This window comes from Thiocapsa marina 5811, assembly GCF_000223985.1.
Taxonomy (GTDB): Bacteria; Pseudomonadota; Gammaproteobacteria; order Chromatiales; family Chromatiaceae; genus Thiocapsa; species Thiocapsa marina.
The window spans coordinates 89,681-103,002 of record NZ_AFWV01000011.1 but is presented as its reverse complement, the minus strand read 5'-3'; the positions used below and the strand labels follow the sequence as shown (position 1 = coordinate 103,002).

Annotated in this window: 13 protein-coding genes and 1 pseudogene; 10 read left to right on the top strand and 4 right to left on the bottom strand. The window is 66.2% G+C overall.

What is annotated here, in order from left to right:
- The first annotated feature begins 227 nt into the window (after positions 1-227).
- The 9 genes from glyA (at position 228) to THIMADRAFT_RS16490 (ending at position 7,971) form a co-directional block, all read left to right on the top strand.
- On the top strand, positions 228-1,484 hold the full coding sequence (glyA, locus tag THIMADRAFT_RS16530; RefSeq protein WP_007194221.1) for a serine hydroxymethyltransferase: 1,257 nt from the start codon (positions 228-230) through the stop codon (positions 1,482-1,484).
- Entirely contained in the window at positions 1,485-1,997 is a 513-nt protein-coding gene (gene nrdR, locus THIMADRAFT_RS16525) for a transcriptional regulator NrdR (protein ID WP_007194220.1), read from the top strand. It begins immediately after the preceding gene.
- Positions 1,994-3,196, top strand: coding sequence for a bifunctional diaminohydroxyphosphoribosylaminopyrimidine deaminase/5-amino-6-(5-phosphoribosylamino)uracil reductase RibD (gene ribD / locus THIMADRAFT_RS16520; RefSeq protein WP_007194219.1), 1,203 nt, complete (start codon positions 1,994-1,996; stop codon positions 3,194-3,196). The genes nrdR and ribD overlap by 4 nt, the downstream gene beginning before the upstream one ends.
- Positions 3,197-3,366: 170 nt before the next feature.
- Entirely contained in the window at positions 3,367-4,044 is a 678-nt protein-coding gene (locus THIMADRAFT_RS16515) for a riboflavin synthase (RefSeq protein ID WP_007194218.1), read from the top strand.
- A gap of 198 nt (positions 4,045-4,242) precedes the next feature.
- Complete coding sequence (gene ribBA / locus THIMADRAFT_RS16510; protein WP_007194216.1) at positions 4,243-5,388, top strand: bifunctional 3,4-dihydroxy-2-butanone-4-phosphate synthase/GTP cyclohydrolase II; 1,146 nt, start codon at positions 4,243-4,245, stop codon at positions 5,386-5,388.
- Positions 5,389-5,421: 33 nt separating this feature from the next.
- Positions 5,422-5,892: a 6,7-dimethyl-8-ribityllumazine synthase gene (gene ribH, locus THIMADRAFT_RS16505; RefSeq protein ID WP_007194215.1), complete on the top strand. Its 471-nt coding sequence runs from the start codon at positions 5,422-5,424 to the stop codon at positions 5,890-5,892.
- Entirely contained in the window at positions 5,892-6,389 is a 498-nt protein-coding gene (gene nusB, locus THIMADRAFT_RS16500; RefSeq protein WP_007194214.1) for a transcription antitermination factor NusB, read from the top strand. The genes ribH and nusB overlap by 1 nt, the downstream gene beginning before the upstream one ends.
- Positions 6,390-6,503: 114 nt before the next feature.
- Complete coding sequence (thiL, locus tag THIMADRAFT_RS16495) at positions 6,504-7,478, top strand: thiamine-phosphate kinase (protein ID WP_007194213.1); 975 nt, start codon at positions 6,504-6,506, stop codon at positions 7,476-7,478.
- 4 nt (positions 7,479-7,482) lie between these two features.
- Positions 7,483-7,971: a phosphatidylglycerophosphatase A family protein gene (locus tag THIMADRAFT_RS16490; protein ID WP_007194212.1), complete on the top strand. Its 489-nt coding sequence runs from the start codon at positions 7,483-7,485 to the stop codon at positions 7,969-7,971.
- 202 nt (positions 7,972-8,173) lie between these two features.
- Here the strand turns inward: THIMADRAFT_RS16490 and THIMADRAFT_RS16485 are convergent, their stop codons facing one another.
- The 4 genes and pseudogenes from THIMADRAFT_RS16485 to THIMADRAFT_RS16475 all read right to left on the bottom strand — a co-directional run bounded on the left by THIMADRAFT_RS16485 (position 8,174) and on the right by THIMADRAFT_RS16475 (position 12,253).
- Positions 8,174-8,644: a universal stress protein gene (locus tag THIMADRAFT_RS16485; RefSeq protein ID WP_007194211.1), complete on the bottom strand. Its 471-nt coding sequence runs from the start codon at positions 8,642-8,644 to the stop codon at positions 8,174-8,176.
- A 363-nt stretch (positions 8,645-9,007) separates the two neighbouring features.
- Complete coding sequence (locus THIMADRAFT_RS28005) at positions 9,008-9,424, bottom strand: YajD family HNH nuclease (RefSeq protein WP_050799604.1); 417 nt, start codon at positions 9,422-9,424, stop codon at positions 9,008-9,010.
- 69 nt (positions 9,425-9,493) lie between these two features.
- Positions 9,494-9,997, bottom strand: a pseudogene (rrtA, locus tag THIMADRAFT_RS28000) (rhombosortase); the annotation flags it as partial.
- A 144-nt stretch (positions 9,998-10,141) separates the two neighbouring features.
- Positions 10,142-12,253 (bottom strand): VIT and vWA domain-containing protein, encoded by a 2,112-nt coding sequence (locus THIMADRAFT_RS16475; RefSeq protein ID WP_007194209.1) that lies wholly within the window; start codon positions 12,251-12,253, stop codon positions 10,142-10,144.
- Positions 12,254-12,573: 320 nt separating this feature from the next.
- Here THIMADRAFT_RS16475 and THIMADRAFT_RS16470 point away from each other — a divergent pair, with 320 nt between their 5' ends.
- Positions 12,574-13,215 carry a TetR/AcrR family transcriptional regulator gene (locus tag THIMADRAFT_RS16470; RefSeq protein WP_007194208.1) on the top strand — a complete coding sequence of 214 codons (642 nt, stop codon included), beginning with the start codon at positions 12,574-12,576 and terminating at the stop codon, positions 13,213-13,215.
- The last annotated feature ends 107 nt before the right edge of the window (positions 13,216-13,322 follow it).

The following is a 13,322-nucleotide window of genomic DNA, read 5'->3' as shown; positions in this document are numbered from 1 at the left end:
TGACGTATCTATAGTCATGCCATCTTTGAGGGGCACAGGTTCCGCCTTATCTCGATCGGCAACGGTTTTTGCTCGGAGCGAGACCGATTCCGTTCGAATCCGACCGTCCGCGGGATTGCCGATCCTCACGACATCCCTCATTTCAACGGATCTGGGCGGTTCGGATAGCGACGCGACACCGAAAACTCGATACACTGTGCGGCTTTGCGCCGCCGGGGGAATGAACGATGTTCGAGAAAAGCATGCAGATCAGCGACTATGATCCTGAGCTCTGGGGTGCAATCCAGGACGAGGAGCGTCGTCAGGAAGAGCACGTCGAGCTCATCGCCTCGGAGAACTACGCCAGCCCGCGCGTGATGGCGGCTCAGGGCAGCGTCCTGACCAACAAATATGCCGAGGGTTATCCCGGCAAGCGCTACTACGGCGGTTGCGAGCATGTCGACGTGGCCGAGCGGTTGGCGATCGATCGCGCCAAGCAGCTGTTCGGTGCCGACTATGCCAACGTCCAGCCGCATTCCGGCTCGCAGGCCAACGCGGCGGTCTTCATGGCCCTGTGCGAGCCCGGCGACACGGTCCTCGGCATGAGCCTTGCGCACGGCGGCCACCTCACCCACGGTGCCAAGCCGAACTTCTCGGGCAAGATCTACAACGCGGTCCAGTACGGGCTGGATCCCGCGACGGGCGAGATCGATTACGCCGAGGTCGAGCGTCTGGCCCGGGAGCACCGCCCGAAGATGATCATCGCCGGCTTCTCGGCCTATTCGCGGATCGTCGACTGGGCGCGGTTTCGCACCATCGCCGATGCCGTGGGTGCCTACCTGATGGTCGACATGGCACACGTGGCCGGTCTGGTCGCCGCCGGCGTCTACCCGAGCCCGGTGCAGATCGCCGACGTCACCACGACCACCACCCACAAGACCCTGAGGGGTCCGCGCGGCGGCTTGATCCTCGCGAAGGCCAACCCGGAGCTTGAAAAGAAGTTCAACTCGCTGGTCTTCCCGGGTACCCAGGGCGGCCCCCTGATGCACGTGATCGCCGCGAAGGCGGTGGCCTTCAAGGAGGCGTTGGAGCCCGGCTTCAAGGCCTACCAGCAGCAGGTCCTGTTGAACGCCCAGACGATGGCCGAGGTCTTTCTCTCGCGCGGCTACGATGTGGTCTCGGGCGGCACGAACGATCATCTGTTCCTGGTCAGCTTTATCGAGCAGGGTCTGACCGGCAAGGACGTCGACGCCTGGCTGGGCGCGGCCAACATCACGGTCAATAAGAACGCAGTGCCCAACGATCCGCAATCGCCCTTCGTCACCAGCGGCATCCGTGTCGGCACCCCGGCGATCACGACGCGCGGTTTCGGGACCGACGAGGCGCGCGATCTGGCCGGCTGGATGTGCGATCTGATCGATGCGCGCGGCGATCAAGCCACCATCGATGCGGTCAAGACCAAGGTGCTGGCGCTCTGCAAACGCTTTCCCGTCTACGAGCGTTGAATGCGCTGCCCCTTCTGCGGCGCCCAAGACACCAAGGTGGTGGACTCGCGTCTTTCCGGTGAGGGTGATCAGGTGCGGCGGCGGCGCAAGTGTGTGGTCTGTCACGAGCGCTTCACGACCTTCGAGACGGCCGAGCTGAATCTACCCCGGGTCGTGAAACGCGACGGCAGCCGTGCGCCCTTCGACGGGCGCAAGCTGCGCTCCGGGATGATGCGGGCGCTCGAGAAGCGGCCGGTGAGCACGGACGAGATCGACAGCGCCATGTGGCGGATCCAGCGTAAGCTGATGTCCAGCGGCGAGAGCGAGGTCCCGGCCCTGCGCATCGGCGAGCTGGTGATGGAGGAGCTGCGCCAGCTCGATCAGGTCGCCTACGTGCGCTTCGCCTCGGTATACCGCAAGTTCGAGGACGTTGCCGCCTTCCGTGAAGAGATCGAGCGGCTCGAGCAGCAGCCCACGCCCGAGGCGAAGCGTCAGCAGTTGGATCTGCTCCAGGAGCTGGAGCTCAAGCCTTGACGTCCCGGTCCCGGGCCGAGCCCGGCGGCGCCCCGGCGCCGCGCTCCGATCATGCCTACATGGCGCGCGCCGTTCAGCTCGCCGAGCTCGGGCGTTTCACGACCGACCCCAACCCACGTGTCGGCTGCGTGATCGTTCGCGACGGCCACATCGTCGGAGAGGGCTGGCACCGGCGCGCCGGCGAGCCGCACGCCGAGCGACATGCGCTCACCGAGGCCGGCGAGCGTGCCCGCGGCGCGACCGCCTACGTGACGCTCGAGCCCTGTTGCCATCAGGGCCGCACGCCGCCCTGCACGGACGGTCTGCTGGAGGCGGGGGTCGCGCGGGTCGTCTGCGCGATGGTCGACCCGAATCCGCTGGTCGCCGGGCGTGGTTTGCGACTGTTGGCCGAGGCCGGCGTGACGGTCGAGACCGGGCTGCTCGAGACCGCGGCGCGTGCGCTCAATCCGGGTTTCATCACCCGGATGGAGCAGGGCCGCCCTTATGTGCGCTGTAAGCTTGCGGCGAGCCTGGACGGGCGGACCGCGATGGCGAGCGGCGAGAGTCAGTGGATCACCGGCGAGGCGGCGCGCCGCGACGTGCAGCGTCTGCGCGCAGGCAGCTCCGCGATCCTCACCGGGATCGGCACCCTGCTGGCTGACGATCCGAGTCTGAATGTCCGTATCGGTGCGGAGGATTTGCCCGGGATGGGTCCCGGCGAGGTGATTCGCCAGCCCCTGCGAGTCGTCCTCGACAGCCGCTGGCGCACGCCGCCCGGCGCCCGCATCCTGACCCTGCCCGGGACGACCCTGATCGTGGGTGCGGTCGACGACCTCGGGCGGATGGCCGAGCTGCGGAGCGCGGGTGCCGAGCTCTATCTGTGCCCCGGGGACTCGGCGCAGGTCGATCTCGATGCGCTTCTGAAGGAGCTGGGCCGGCGCGAGATCAACGAGGTGCTCCTGGAGACCGGGCCGACCCTTGCCGGGGCCGCCGTCTCGGCGGGTCTGGTCGACGAGATCCTGGTCTATCTGGCCCCGCACCTCATGGGCGATTCAGGACGGGGCCTGTTCAGCCTGCCCGGACTCGATCGGATGCGCGATCGCATCCCGCTCGCGATCGTCGACGTCCGCTCCGTCGGTCGAGATCTTCGCATCACGGCGCGCCCCGAGCCGACCGAAAGCGCGCGAAACGGGTTAGTAACGGCTCAGAAACAACTTTAGCCATTCCGGTTCATTCTCCCCCTCTCCCCAACCCCTCTCCCGCGAGGGGAGAGGGGCTAAGATGGATCACTTGTTAGTGACGCGGTTGCTTAGCCTCACCACTCACCACTCACCACTCACCACTCACCACTCACCACTCACCACTCACCACTCACCACGTACCACTCACCATGTTCACCGGAATCATCCAATCCATCGGCCGCATCCAGCGGCTCGAGCCGCGCGGCGGCGACGTGCGCCTGTCGATCGATGCCGGGAAGCTCGATCTTTCGCACGCGGCGCTCGGTGACAGCATCGCGGTCAGCGGCGTCTGTCTGACCGCCGTCGAGCTCCATGCGCACGGCTTCTCCGCGGATGTCTCGCGCGAGACCCTGTCCCTCACGACGCTCGGCACACTCACGCCCGGCAGCCGGGTCAATTTGGAGCCGGCCCTCACCTTGGCGACCCCGCTCGGGGGGCACCTGGTCAGCGGTCATGTCGACGGTGTCGGGCAGATCATCGAGCAGCGCGAGGATGCGCGATCCTGGCGGCTGCGTATCCAGGCCCCGGCGGAGCTGGCCCGCTATATCGCGCCGAAGGGCTCCATCTGCGTGGACGGCACCAGCCTGACGGTCAATCAGGTGGACGGCGCCGTCTTCGAGCTCAACATCGTGCCTCATACGCTCGAGGAGACCATTATCGGCGGCTACCGCAGCGGCACCCCGGTCAACCTCGAGGTGGACCTGATCGCGCGCTATCTGGAGCGGTTGTTGCTGGGCGATGCCGCCGCCGAGAGTGCTCGGGCGAAGTCTGGACTCACCATGGGGTTTCTCGCGCAGCATGGTTTTGCGAGCCCCGGCGATGGATGATCGCCCTTCGAAAGCGGCCTCAGGGTCCGAACCCTGACCGAGAGGGGGGCGTCGACCGCTTCTCTAAACCGCGTCGCACCGGGATCGAGGATATCTCCGAAGCCAAACGCACAATGAAAACGACGCATATCGCTCCGGACGCGGTTTAGATCCGACTTTGTTAAACTAGCGGGCTTTCGCTCGGACGATATTTGAGCCATGGGTAATTCAGGCCTCCACAGTACCGAAGAGATCATCGAGGAGCTCCGTGCGGGGCGGATGGTCGTGATCATGGACGACGAGGATCGCGAGAACGAGGGCGATCTGCTCATGGCGGCCGATCGCGTGACCCCGGAGGCCGTGAACTTCATGGCCAAATACGGGCGTGGTCTCATCTGTCTGACCCTCAGCAAGGAGCACTGCGAGCGTCTGCGCCTGCCCATGATGGTGAGCGATAACCAGGCCGCCCACTCGACCGCCTTCACCGTCTCCATCGAGGCGGCGCGCGGCGTGACGACCGGCATCTCGGCAGCCGACCGGGCCACGACCATCCAAGCCGCGGTCGCGCCGGATGCGCAGCCGAAGGATCTGGTCCAACCCGGACACATCTTCCCGCTCATGGCCCAACCCGGCGGGGTCTTGGTGCGTGCCGGTCATACCGAGGCCGGATGCGATCTGGCCCGGCTTGCCGGCTACAGTCCCGCCGCGGTGATCGTCGAGATCCTCAACGAGGACGGCTCGATGGCGCGTCGTCCGGATCTCGAGGCCTTTGCCGAGATCCACGGGCTGAAGATCGGCACCATCGCGGACCTCATCCACTATCGGGTTCGCCACGAGAAGGCGGTCCTGCGCGAGTGCGAGTGCGAGCTGCGCACGGATCACGGGATCTTCCGCCTGGTGGCCTACAGGGATAGTATCGACAACGAGATCCATCTCGCCTTGACCCTCGGCGAGATCAGTCCGGAACGCCCGACCCTGGTCCGGGTGCACCTTCAAAATACCCTTTGCGACCTCTTCGGCACGCGTCACAACGCCTGCGGCTGGCCTCTGCAGGACGTCATGCGACAGGTCGCGGCCGAGGGCGAGGGCGTGATCGTGGTGCTGCGCAACCGCGACAGCGCCGCCGACCTGCTGGCGCGTCTGAAGGACTTTCAGCTTCACGACGAAGACGACGTGGTGCCCGCACGCCGCCAGGATCGCAATGCCCTGCGGACCTACGGGATCGGCGCCCAGATCCTCTCGGATATCGGTGTGCGCAAGATGCGTGTCATGAGTGCGCCCAAGGCGATGCATGCCATCTCGGGCTTCGATCTGGAGGTCGTGGAGTATACCGGCGGGAAGTCGGCGAGCGGTCCAGCAACCTGAACCTTTGCGGTTTGAATCGAGACGAGCCAACCCATGAGTATCAAGACGATCGAGGGCGCCATGCGCGCCGACAATGCGCGCTTCTGCCTGGTGGTGTCGCGCTGGAACAGTTTCGTGGTGGAGGCGCTCGAAAAAGGCGCCTTGGACACCCTCAAGCGCCACGGCGCAACGGATGAGGCGCTGACGATCGTACGTGTGCCCGGCGCCTTCGAGATGCCCGTGACCATCGAGCGCATCGCCGCGAAAGGCAACTTCGACGCCATCCTGGCGCTCGGTGCCGTGATCCGCGGCGGCACGCCGCACTTCGAGTATGTCGCAGGCGAATGCGTCAAGGGCATGGCGCAGGTCAGCCTTAAATATGCCGTTCCGGTGGCCTTCGGCGTCCTGACCGTCGACACCATCGAGCAGGCGATCGAGCGCGCGGGCACCAAGGCCGGCAACAAGGGTGCCGAGGCCGCCATGTCCGCCATCGAGATGGTCGACCTCTTGCGGCAGATCGATTGATGACGATCAATCCGCGCAGCCAGTCACGCCGCTACGCCGCCTTGGCGCTCTATCAATGGCGGCTGACCGGCGAAGACCCGATGGAGATCAAGCGTCATCTCCTCGATGACCCCGAGTGGCTCGATGCCGTCGCCGGGTCGTTGAACGGCGCCGAGGACGACGCCGCACCGCCCGATGCCAAAGAGCGCTTCAACTTCAACATGGAGCTGTTGGATCAACTGCTCACCGGCGTTCCGATCCATGTCACGGAGATCGATACCGAGCTTGACCGCGTCCTCGACCGACCCATCAGCCAGGTCGACCCGGTGGAGCTCGCGATCCTGCGTCTGGGTGCCTTCGAGATCCTCTTCTCCGACTCCATCCCCGATCGTGTCGCCATCAACGAGGCGGTCGAGCTGACCAAGCTGCTCGGCGCCCACGAAGGGCACAAGTACGTCAACGGCGTGCTCGACAAGGTCGCGCGTGCGCACGCGGCGATATCGGGTCGGCCGGTCTAGGGCGCGTGGCGACGCAGGGCTTCTCGGGGTCGCGAGCGGATTTGCAGGCTGATCCGATCGTGTGTCGAGCACCGTCGGGCGAGGCCGCGCCGGCCGGACCCGCGGAGTCTGCCGATGGCTAAAGGATCGCGATCCGAGTTCGATCTGATCGGCCGCTTCTTCGCCGATCTCGGCGCGTCCCGTGCCGATGTCCTGCTCGGCGTCGGCGACGACTGTGCCTTGCTCGAGATCCCTGCCGATGTCGCCATGGCGGTCAGCATCGACACCCTGGTTGCCGGGACCCATTTCTTTCACGACTGCGATGCGGAGGGCCTCGGACACAAATCCCTGGCCGTCGGGCTCAGCGACCTGGCGGCGATGGGCGCGGCACCCGCTTGGGCGACGCTGGCCCTGACCCTGCCCGAGCGCGACGACGCGTGGCTCGCTGCATTCGCGCGCGGCTTCGGCGACCTGGCTCGAACCTACGGGATGCGTTTGGTGGGCGGCGATACCACCCGCGGTCCCCTGAGCGTGACCGTCCAGGTCCATGGTCTGGTGCGCGCCGGAGCGGCCGTGCGGCGCGACGGTGCCCGCCCCGGCGACATCCTGTGGGTCAGCGGGACGCTGGGCGATGCCGGGCTCGCGCTCGGACTCATACGCGAGGGGCGCCCGGTCGATCCGGCATTGCGGACACGGCTGGAACGCCCCGTCCCGCGCGTCGAGCTCGGCTCGGCATTGCGCGGGATCGCCACGGCCATGATCGACCTTTCGGACGGTCTGGCCGCGGACCTCGGCCACATCCTCGCGGCTTCCGGTGTCGGCGCCGAGCTCGAGTTTACGTCCCTGCCCCTGTCTCCCGCCGTGGCGAGCCGGATCGCATCCGATGGCGATTGGTCGCTCCCGCTGTCGAGCGGAGACGACTACGAGCTCTGCTTCTGCGCGCCGTCCGAGCGGTCGGGGCTGATCGCATCGATGGCGGCTGGGCTTGGCTGCGCCCTGACCGCTGTCGGGCGCATCCACGCAGAGCCGGGGTTGATCCTGAAGGGGCCGGACGGTGCCCCGATGCGCTTGTCGAGAACCGGCTATGACCACTTCGCGAACAACACCTGACGGCATGCCCCAAAGCCGGTTCAAGTCCGGCTTTAATCCGCGGCGCATCCATCATTGGATCGCCTTCGGTTTCGGATCGGGATTGGCGCCGCGTGCGCCCGGAACAGCGGGCACGCTTGCCGCGATCCCGCTGTATTTGCTCCTGAGTCCGCTCGCCTGGCCGCTCTATGTCGGCCTGCTGGTCATTTTCAGCGTCATCGGGATCTGGGCCTGCGAGCGCACGGCACGCGAGCTGGGCTCCAAAGACCCCTCTGCGATCGTTTGGGACGAGTGGGTCGGCTTCCTCCTGACCATGGTCGCCGCACCGGCCGGATGGCTCTGGATCCTCGCCGGCTTTGTCCTCTTTCGACTCTTCGATATCTGGAAACCCTGGCCGGTGAGTGTGGCTGACCGTCAGGTGCCCGGCGGGCTCGGGATTATGCTCGACGACCTGATCGCCGGAGCGATGGCCGGCGTCCTCATGGCACTCGCCGCCGCGTGGATGCCGACCTGAAGGGAGCCGTTCAAACAATCGCAGGGGCAATCATCTCCCCGACCTCAACACCGAGGACCGAGGGGCGAACCGCCCGGAGTCCGGTAGCTTGTCGACGCGTCTGAATCTCCCCGACTCCTAAACCGCGGCGGCGCCGAGGGCGCAGGTCTCGCCCGAGGCCCGACTCACCCAAGGCAATCACGAAGACCCCCGGGGCCGCGGTTTAGTCGGCCTCGTCGATCTTCACGCACAGCACGTCGCAGGTCGGGTTGCGCAGAACCGAGCGCGCCGTGGAGCCGAAGAGCCCCAAGAACCCATGCCGTCCGCGGCTGCCGATAACGACGAGGTCGATATCGAGCTCGCCGGCAACCTCGTCGATGGTGCGCCCGGTCGGACCGACCCGAACCAGCCGGTCCGCGATCGGTACATCCATGCGCTCGCCCAGCGCATCGATCTCGCGCCGGGCGATCGCCAGCAGCTCTTCTTCCAGTTCCAGGTTCTCCGGGACAGCGACGTCGCCGGCATAACCGACCGGCATATACTCCATCGTCGGCGGAATGTGCTCGACGACATGCAACAGGAAAAGCCGTGCCCCCAGCAACCCCTTGAGCTGCTGCGCGCGTGCGACGACCGGCTCGCTTTCCTTCTCGAAATCCACCGCGAGCAACAGGCGTTGATAGTCGTGGGTGTCCATCGCAAACCTCGCTGGCTGTAGCTAAACCTAAACCGCGTCCCGGAGTGGCGTGGGCCGGCGCAGCTTTTTGGCCGGTCCGGCGCGCATGGGGGCGCGTCGGAGTCGACGCGGTTTAGGTCATTGAAGACACTCTTCAAGTGTAATCGGCTTTCGAGATGTCACCAGCTCGTCGCCGTCGAACAGGGGTTCTCGATCACGCGTGCCTTCGAGCGAGCGGCGCGCTTGGCATCGGTATAGCGACCTGCGCATACGCACGCCGACACGATCGATCAATGAAAAACCTAAACCGCGTCCGCTCCTGCGCTCGCCGGTTTCGCTGACTTCGCTCTCGCCCGAGACCTCACGGATCACGCATGACGCGGTTCAGCTGTCTTTCTTCAGGAGATCGGCCAGCCCTTCGAAGGGGTTGTGTGTCGTCTGCTTTCCGGCGACGCCCGGCTTGGCGACTCGGCCGCCGGCGAGCGCGGCGAGGTGCTCTTCGTACTTCTGATGCTCGTTGTCGTGACAGTAGACGCAGAGCAGCTCCCAGTTGCTGCCGTCGGGCGGGTTGTTGTCGTGATTCATGTCCTTGTGATGGACGGTGAGCTCGCGCAGGTTCTCGCGGGTGAAGGTGCGTGCGCAACGCCCGCAGACCCAGTCGTAGAGTTTCAGTGCTTGCTCCCGGTAGCCGGCGGCGCGCTCGTCGCTGGCCTTGCGGGCATCGGCGACGACGCGGTCGAGCTTGGCACTGTCGATGGGCTTGCCGGTCTTGGCGTGACGCGGACCGCTGCTCGACGTCATCGAGGTGTCCCCTTGTGGATTGGCGATGCCGCCAATCTTAGTCGTTCTGGCCGTTTCAAACATGACCCCGATCAGAAAGCCGGCCGCATGGGCACTGTGCACCGGCGTCCAGACGGTGTCGCTGAAGACGGCCTGACCCGTGAGAGACTCCAGCAGGATCTTGGCCGCGACCGCGAGGGCGAAGAGGATCGGGAGCGGGTCGCGCGGCTCGGCCCTCCAGGCCGCAGCCAAGCCGGCCCCCACGATCAGATTGACGATGCCGGAGAGACCGCAATAGGCGACGACGCGGGGCTCCAGCAGCATGACCGCTCCGAGGATGCTCGGCATGCCGAGCAACAGGAGCGCGGTCATCCGGCCTCGCAGTGCCGGCTCGTAAAGCCAGCCAACCAGCAGTAGACCGGCGACATCCAGGATGAGATGAGACGGGTCGCTGTGCGCGAGATGGGCCGAGAAGGCACGCCAGGGCTCGGTCGCGAGCGGTATCGATCGGTCGAGGATCAGTTCGTCCGGAACCGGTCCGAGGATCAGATAGACGCCGGCCGCCGCGAGGGCGAGGGCGAGTGTCCAGGGCATGTTGGTCGTCATGGAACGGCTCCGAGGCTCCGTAGGTCGGGTTGGGCGCGCGTGGCACGGCGCTTTCCTTTGGCGCAATGGCCTGACGCGCGTCGCAACCCGACGTTGCACGGGGGATGTCGGATTGCGCTGCGCTTATCCGACCTACGGGGCGACGCGCCGACCGGTTCGAGCGCGGATCAGGAGGATCGCGGCGACACCGAGGAGCATGAACGCGACCTCCCACGGGGAGAGTGCGCCGGCACCGCCTCCCGATCCGCCGCCGGCATGGGTCGCGCGATTGCCCGTGAACATGGGCTCGGTCTGGTCGACCCGCGGGCTTGTCGGAACCTGATGGGTGCGCTGCTCGCGAGCGGCTCGCTCCAGATCGCTGCGGGTCGCGTTCAGGCGCTCGATGCCGAGCTGCTCGAAGACCTCTTCGCGCAGGACCACCATGCTGGTGCGGTCGGTGACCAGTCCGTAGGCGACGCCCAGGTCGCGGACGGCGTCCTCCATGTCGGCGTCCGGGCCGAAGGTCTCGATCTCGTGCTCCATCTCGCGGATTCGGTCATAGGCCCAGAGGCGCTCCAGCTCCGGGTTTGCGGTCGACCGGGCCGGGAAGGCGAAGCGCCCGCGGTATTGGGTCTCGGCGCCCGAGAGGCGACCGCTCAGGGTCAGTGTGGCCTCGCCGTCGCCCCAATAATGGCCGAGCAACATCAACTGCTGGCCGCGATAGAGGGATCCGGGCTTGCTCGGGGTGAGATCCGTCGTGCGCACCCCGTCGATCTCGACTCGGATGCCGTGCAGGGCGGCATGGGTCAGCTTGCTCGATGCGGCGAGGATCTCGCCGACGATGTCGTCGGCGTTGGAGACGGAGCGGGCGAAGCCGTCGGACGCCTGCGTGAGTGCCTCCAAGAGCGGCCGGTTGGCGCTGTTGCCCATGATGAAGGTGAAGAGCCGCACGTCCTTCTGCTCGATCAGGCGGAGGAAGCTGCGCTGCTCGGTCTCGCCGACGTTCGCGACACCGTCGGTCACCAGGATGATGCCGCTCGTGCGGTCGGCGTCGACCCGATCCAGACCGAGCTGGAGGCCGGAGTAGAGATCGGTGCCGCCGTTCGGCTGTTCGGCGGCGACCCGATCCGCCCATTCGAGCACGCCCTCGGCCGTTGCGGGGACATAGCCGCGGGTCAGCTCGCGTGCGCTGTTGTTGAATGTGACGATGCGAAAGCGGTCCTCGGGCCGGAGCTTGCCGAGCGCCTGCCTGATCCCTTCGGCAAGGGTTCCGTACTTGCCCTGCATCGAGCCGGAGAGATCGAGCACGAAGACCCAATCCGTGCCTTGACTGATCGGCTGAAGGTCATCGCCCGGGGTGAGGGTCAGCAGGAAGGTGCCGCGGCCGGCGGGGTCCGGTTTGTAGGTCACGAGATCGAGGCTGCCGGGAAGATCCTGTGCGAGGCGCCAGTAAACGACCAAGTCTTTGTCCAGGCGATAGGGCTGGGTGGCTGCGCCGGGCGTGCCGGGTTCGTTCTCCGCAGTCGGCTCGCCGGGATCGGCCGGTTCGGTCACGGCATCCAGGACGGCGTTGCTCAGGCGCAGGTCCCAGCGCTGCGCGTCGAGCTTCTCGATCCGTGCATTGCTTGCGTTCGGCATCCGCACCGCCTCGACCGGATAGCCCGAGCGCAGGCGCAGATCGAAGCGGAAGCGATCCTGCACCTCGGTGCTCGCCGTCCAGAAGGCGAGCTTGGCCTCGTCCACACCGCCTTCTTCGAGCGGATAGACATAGCGCCCGATCCCGTGATCGATCCCGATCGGTTGCAGATAGACGAAGCGCACACGTGTGTCCTGAACGGCCCGCACCGGGGCGACACGGATATCGAAGGTCCGGTAGGCGTCCTTGACGGCGATGCCCGCGTCTCGTCCGGCGGCGCGCTCGCTTTGGTAGACCTCCTCGGCGCGCTCCTTCGCAAGCACCTCGCCGCTCACGGGCTTGCCGTCGATCCAGACCGTGAGCTCGGCCACCGTGCCGTGCTCGGGCACCGGGAAGGAGTAGGTCGCCTCGAGGTCCCTGTCATGCGGGTTGTGGAAGACCTGCTCGACGGTTGTGACGGCGTAACCGTCCTGCACCAGGACGTCGACCTGATGATCGCGGATCGAGAGCGCGGGCAGGGAGCCGTCGCTCGGGGTCAAGAGCCCCGCGGCCTGACCGACCGATGTTGTGAGCAAGAGGACGGCCAGCGTCCGGCCGACGGATCTCAACAGGCGGGATGTGCGGTACATGGAAAACCTCCGAATTCTGAACAGTGTTCAATTGAGACGTCTCGAAAAGGCCGGCTCGGCCGACCTATTTGAACGTCGTTTATTTATATAGTCGAAAATTAAGCGGTGTTCAAATATTATTTTTCGCGCTCGGGGTTAGGTTGGCCGCCAGCCGCCAGCCGCCAGCCTCAAGTGCTTAACAGCGGGATAAGCGATAGCCTTGTTGCGTTGGGTTCCTCTGCATCTGAGGACGCCCACACTGATAGCTGATTGCTGGCAGGAAGCAGGAAGCAGGAGGCAGGAAGCTCCCTACACCACGAACCAAGACCGGAGACAACCCCATGGGCAGACGCGGCGAGCACACCAAGGACGAGCTGGCGGCGATGGCGCTCGATGCGGCCGTCGCCCTGCTCGAGGAGGAGGGGCCGGAGCGGTTGACGACCCGTGCGGTGGCCGGGCGTATCGGTTACACGGTCGGCAGCCTCTATTTCGTCTTTCGGAATCGCGAGGACCTGATCCTGCAGGTCAACGAACGGACCCTCGACGAGCTACGCGAGCACATCGCCGCGGCGCTTGCCGAGGTCTCCGAGCCGCGCGCATCCCTCTTGGCGATGGGACGGGCCTACCTGGCGTTCGCGTCCGCGCACCCGACCCGCTGGCGCCTGATCTTCGAGCACACCCGCGCGCCCGGCAGTGATCTGCCCGAACCGCTCGTGCGCAAGATCGAGGCGTTCTTCCTCCAGGTCGCGGAGTCCATTGCGGCCTTGAATCCGCGGGCGAGTCCGGCGGAGGTACGCCGCTCGGCCCAGTCGCTCTGGGGCGGGGTCCACGGGATCACCGTTCTGGCGCTGACCGGCAAGCTCGCGATCGGCGGCGACGCCCCGGCGGAGGTCTTGACGGCCGAGCTGATCGGGCGTTACCTGGACGGGATGGTCGACGCCGATCGAAGCCACGGTCGCGCTCCAACCTCGCCGTTGCGCTGATCGGACGGGTAGGGTGGACGAGCGAGAGCGAAGTCCACCAATCCCTGCGCCGGCGCGGATGGACTGCGCTGCGTTTGTCCAACAGCGCCGGCCGATCCTACAAAAAA